The following is a 4,634-nucleotide window of genomic DNA, read 5'->3' as shown; positions in this document are numbered from 1 at the left end:
GCCATGAACGGTCCGGCGGCGGTATCGAAGGACACGGTGAGGTTCCTGATCTCGAGAAGAGGCATGGTCACGACCTCTTCAGCTTGGGGTCAAAGGCATCGCGCAGGCCATCGCCGATCAGGTTGATGGCAAGCACCGTGATCAGGATGGCAAGGCCGGGAAAGGTCACCACCCATGGCGCGCGCAGGATGAACTCGCGCGCCGTGGCCAGCATCGTGCCCCATTCCGGCGTTGGCGGCTGCGCACCAACGCCAAGAAAGCCGAGAGCCGCGGCCTCGAGAATGGCGTTGGAGAAGGACAGCGTCGCCTGCACGATCAGCGGTGCCAAGCAGTTCGGCAAGATCGTCTTCACCATCAGCCTGAGATGACTGGCACCGGCCACCTTGGCGGAGATCACATATTCGCGGTTCTTTTCAGCCATCACCGCCGCGCGCGTGAGCCGCGCGAAATGCGGCTGCAGCACCAGCGCAATCGCCAGCATAGCGTTGAACAGGCCGGGTCCGAGGATCGCCACCAGAACCAGGGCGAGGAGCAGCGACGGGAAGGCCAGAATGACGTCCATGATGCGCATGATCAGCGTATCGACCCAGCCGCGGAAATAGCCGGCGAGCACGCCGAGGACGATGCCGCTGGTCAGCGAGAAAACGACGACGACCAGACCGATGAACAGCGAGAACCGCGCGCCGAAAATCAGCCGCGAAAGCATGTCGCGGCCGACCGCGTCGGTGCCGAGCAGGAACATCGATTTGCCGCCCTCCTGCCAGACCGGGGGCGTCAGCAGCGAATCGCGAAACTGTTCGTCAGGCGAATGCGGCGCGACCAGCGGTGCGAAAATCGCGATCAGCACTAGAGCCGCGAACACGACCAGGCCGATGACGGCGCCGGTGTTCATCGAGTAGTAATGCCAGAACTCGGCGAAGGCGCGCTGCCGGCCGCCGGTCGGAATGGCGGCGGCGGTGGCTTCTGCCGTGGTTTGGTCGGTCATCTCACTGCACCCGGATACGTGGGTTGATGACGGCGTAGAGCACGTCGACGATCAGGTTCACCGCCATGACAATTAGCGCGATGATCAGCAAGCCGCTCTGGACGACGACATAGTCGCGCTTGGCGATCGCGTCGATCATCCACTTGCCGATACCGGGCCACGAAAAGATCGTTTCGGTCAGGATGGCGCCGGCCATCAGCGTGCCGACCTGCAGGCCGATGGTGGTAACGACGGGGATCAGCGCATTGCGAAAAGCGTGGAGCCCGATGACGCGGCGCGGCGCCAGGCCCTTGGCGCGGGCGGTGCGGACATAGTCTTCGCCCAGCACCTCCAGCATCGCCGACCGCGTCTGCCGCGCTATAACGGCGAGCGGGATTGTCGCCAGCACGATCGCCGGCAGGACCAGATGACTGGCGGCGGACCTGAAAGCGCCGCTCTTGCCGGAGATCAGGCTGTCGATCAGCATGAACCCCGTGGTCGGCTTGAAGAAATACTGAAGGCCGATGCGCCCGGAAACCGGCGTCCAGCCGAGATAGCCGGAGAAGAAGATGATGAGCAGCAGCCCCCACCAGAAGATCGGCATCGAATAGCCGGTCAGCGCCACACCCATCGTCGCCTGGTCGAACCATGATCCGCGCTTGACCGCGGCGAAGATACCGGCGGGAATGCCGATGAGCACGGCAATGATCAGCGCGATCGTCGCCAGTTCCAGCGTCGCCGGAAACAGCGCCTGGAATTCACCGAGCACAGGCCGCTTGGTGGCGAGCGACATGCCGAAGTCGCCGGTCAGGACCCTGCCGATATACTCCAGATACTGGATGACATAAGGCCGGTTGTAGCCAAACCGCTCGATAAGCTCGGCGTAGCGTTCGGGGCTGACGCCGCGCTCGCCGGCCAGGGCCAGGATCGGGTCGCCCGGCAGGAGACGGACGAAAGCGAACGCCGCCAGCGATATGCCGAACACCGTCGGGATGATCAAGGCGAGCTTGTGGAGGAGATAGCGGAGCATCTTACTTCATAGAACGGCGGCGCCGGAAGTCCAGCGCCGCCGTCCAATTTATCAGGAGTTATTCGGTGACGTCGACGCCGTCGAACCGATGAATGCCGAGCGGGTCCATGACGAAGCCGGTAACTTTCTTGTTCATCGGCATGAAGACCTTGGAATGGGCGATGGTCAGCCATGGCGCCTCACGCTTGAACACGACCTGAGCTTCCTCGTAGATCTTGGTGCGCTCCGCGACGTCAGTGGTTGCCTTGCCCTTCTGCAGCAGAGCTTCGAACTCCTGGTTGCACCAGATCGCATAGTTGGACTGGCCGATGGCATCGCAGCCGAGCAGGAACAGGAAGTTGTCCGGATCGCCATTGTCACCGGTCCAGCCCAGTTGGAAGGCGCCGTCGCGGTCCTTGGCCTTGCCGCGTTCGCGATACTCGGTCCATTCGTAGCTGACGATCTCGGCCTTCACGCCGATCTTGGCGTAGTCGGCCTGAATCAGTTCGGCTACTCTTTGGGCGTTCGGATTGTACGGGCGGCTGACGGGCATTGCCCAGATCTTCATCGAGAGATCCGTGACGCCGGCATCAGTCAGCATCTTCTTGGCCGCGTCCGGATCGTACGGATCGTCCTTGATGTCCTTGTTATAGGACCACATCGTTGGCGGGATCGGGTTTATGGCCGCCTGGCCAGCGCCCTGATAGACCGCATCGAGAATGGCCTGCTTGTTGACGGCCATGTTGAGGGCCTTGCGGACCTCGACCTTGTCGAAGGGCGGCTGGGTCGTGTTATAGGCCATGTAGCCGATGTTAAGGCCTTCCTGCTCGTCGACCTTCAGGTTCGGGTCGGCTTTCAGGCCGGCAATGTCGGCCGGCGCCGGATACGACATGATATCGCACTCGCCTGCCTTCAGCTTCTGCGCGCGCACGGCCGGATCAGTCGTGATGGCGAAGATCAGATCGTCGATCTTCTGGCGGCCGCCATAGTAGCCGTCCCATGCCGCATAGCGGATGACCGCATCGACCTGGTAGTCGACGAACTGGAACGGACCGGTGCCGATCGGCTTCTGGGTGAATTGCTGCCTGGTGCCGGCCTTGTCGAGCTGGTCGGCATATTCCTTGGAGACGATCGAAGCGAAATCCATGCCGAGGTCCGGCAGGAAAGCGACTTCAGGCTTGTTCAGCACGAATTTCACCGTCAGGTCGTCGACCTTGACGATTTCCTTGAGAAGATCCGGGAAGCCCATGCCGGCAAAATATTCCCAACCGGTGCCTGCCAGATAGTCGAACCACGGGTTTTCCTTCTTCCACTGGCGTTCGAAGGAGAAGATCACGTCGTCGGCGTTGAGATCGCGCGTCGGCGTGAAGTAGTCGGTGGTCTGGAACTTAACACCCGGCCGAAGCTTGAACGTGTATTCGAGACCGTCGTCGGAAACCGTCCAGCTCTCGGCGAGGCCGGGGGTGATGGTGGTCTTGCCGTGTTCGAACTCGACCAGGCGCGAATAGATGGTGCGCGACGACGCGTCGAAGTCGTTGCCACCGCTCCACGGCGACGGGTCGAAGCCGGCCGGCGACGCCTCCGAGCAGTAGACCAGCTGTTTCGCATTGGCCATGCCGCCGAGGACGCTTGCGGCCAGCAACGCGGCCGCAAAAGTCAGTTTCTTTTTCATGGAGGACTCCCTGATGTTCTTCCAAGCCCCTCTATCAGGCTCGCGAAGCGCGCATATAAGCACCGTTTTTCCGGCTTTGGAACACCCCGTTTGCCTACCCCATGGGAAGCAGAATTTAGTTCTCCGGAAGCATCGAGAGCGAGAATGAAATGTCAATTTCTGCCGATCACGGTATTATTAACGACTGCATTTTTTTATTGATCTTCAACCCGGCGTTGGTGAGGAACCGCGACCATCGGCTTGTCATTGGCGCGGAAGATTTCTTTCCAGTCTTGCCGCAGGGTCAGACTTGCACGGCTGCCGATAGTCGCAATACATAGATGGCAAGCTGGATTTCCTGGATGCCGGCAGCAGCGGAGGATGTCTCTGTCATTCGGAGGCAACGCGGCGGGCAAGCAGGGACAATAAGAACAACCGAGGGAGGGACAGGTGGCAAAAGCACCAAGGACAACGGCCCCCGCGAAAGCGAGGGCCAAAACTGCCGCAAAACCGGCCAGCTCCGACAAGCCAAAGGCGCCGGCGGCCAAAGCCGTTGCCAAGCCGAAAGCGGCACCGACATCGACTTCGAAGCCGGGTCCGGCCGAGAGATTGCCGAAAGCAGTTGGCGCCGGATCGCCGGAAAGGCCTTGGCTTAAGAGCTACCCGAAGGTCGTTCCTGCTGAGATCGGCGCCCTGCCCTTCGGCTCCATCGGCGATCTGCTCGCCGACGCCTGCAAGCAGTATGCCAGCCGGCCGGCCTTCACCTGCATGGGCAAGACCATCACCTATGCGGAAGTCGAGCGGCAATCGGCCGCCTTCGCCGCCTATCTGCAGTCTACGGGACTGCAGAAAGGCGCACGCGTGGCGGTGATGATGCCGAACGTGCTGCAATATCCGGTGGCGATGATGGCAGTGCTGCGTGCCGGCTATGTCGTGGTCAACATCAACCCGCTCTACACGCCGCGCGAGCTGGAACATCAGCTCAGGGATTCAGGCGCTCAAGCCATCGT

The 4,634-nt window shown here is 61.4% G+C and carries 5 protein-coding genes; 2 read left to right on the top strand and 3 right to left on the bottom strand.

Annotated elements, in window-relative coordinates; all coding sequences use genetic code 11:
- Positions 1 to 67: 67 nt before the first annotated feature.
- Genes EOA86_RS23060 through EOA86_RS23050 form a run of 3 tightly spaced genes read right to left on the bottom strand, consistent with a single transcriptional unit; the run spans position 68 to position 3,645 of the window.
- Entirely contained in the window at positions 68 to 985 is a 918-nt protein-coding gene (locus tag EOA86_RS23060) for an ABC transporter permease subunit (protein ID WP_128343755.1), read from the bottom strand.
- Position 986: 1 nt separating this feature from the next.
- Positions 987 to 1,994 carry an ABC transporter permease subunit gene (locus EOA86_RS23055; RefSeq protein WP_128343754.1) on the bottom strand — a complete coding sequence of 336 codons (1,008 nt, stop codon included), beginning with the start codon at positions 1,992 to 1,994 and terminating at the stop codon, positions 987 to 989.
- A 58-nt stretch (positions 1,995 to 2,052) separates the two neighbouring features.
- Positions 2,053 to 3,645 carry an ABC transporter substrate-binding protein gene (locus EOA86_RS23050; RefSeq protein ID WP_029357039.1) on the bottom strand — a complete coding sequence of 531 codons (1,593 nt, stop codon included), beginning with the start codon at positions 3,643 to 3,645 and terminating at the stop codon, positions 2,053 to 2,055.
- A gap of 149 nt (positions 3,646 to 3,794) precedes the next feature.
- Here EOA86_RS23050 and EOA86_RS39560 point away from each other — a divergent pair, with 149 nt between their 5' ends.
- Both EOA86_RS39560 and EOA86_RS23045 read left to right on the top strand, forming a co-directional pair.
- Positions 3,795 to 3,965, top strand: a complete 171-nt coding sequence (locus EOA86_RS39560) for a hypothetical protein (RefSeq protein WP_206630107.1) — start codon at positions 3,795 to 3,797, stop codon at positions 3,963 to 3,965.
- A 109-nt stretch (positions 3,966 to 4,074) separates the two neighbouring features.
- On the top strand, positions 4,075 to 4,634 hold a 560-nt coding region (locus EOA86_RS23045), incomplete at its 3' end, for an AMP-binding protein (RefSeq protein ID WP_164891920.1).

Origin of the sequence: Mesorhizobium sp. M5C.F.Ca.IN.020.32.2.1, from assembly GCF_004023105.1 — a bacterium.
Lineage (GTDB): Bacteria > Pseudomonadota > Alphaproteobacteria > Rhizobiales > Rhizobiaceae > Mesorhizobium > Mesorhizobium wenxiniae.
Note: the sequence above shows the minus strand (reverse complement) of the source record. Positions and strands in the feature narration are given on the sequence as shown.

Excerpts from the sequence above, each read along its gene's own strand:
- EOA86_RS23060 (WP_128343755.1), bottom strand. The coding sequence starts at position 985 with ATGACCGACCAAACCACGGCAGAAGCCACCGCCGCCGCCATTCCGACC.
- EOA86_RS23055 (WP_128343754.1), bottom strand. The coding sequence starts at position 1,994 with ATGCTCCGCTATCTCCTCCACAAGCTCGCCTTGATCATCCCGACGGTG.
- EOA86_RS23050 (WP_029357039.1), bottom strand. The coding sequence starts at position 3,645 with ATGAAAAAGAAACTGACTTTTGCGGCCGCGTTGCTGGCCGCAAGCGTC.
- EOA86_RS39560 (WP_206630107.1), top strand. The coding sequence starts at position 3,795 with ATGTCAATTTCTGCCGATCACGGTATTATTAACGACTGCATTTTTTTA.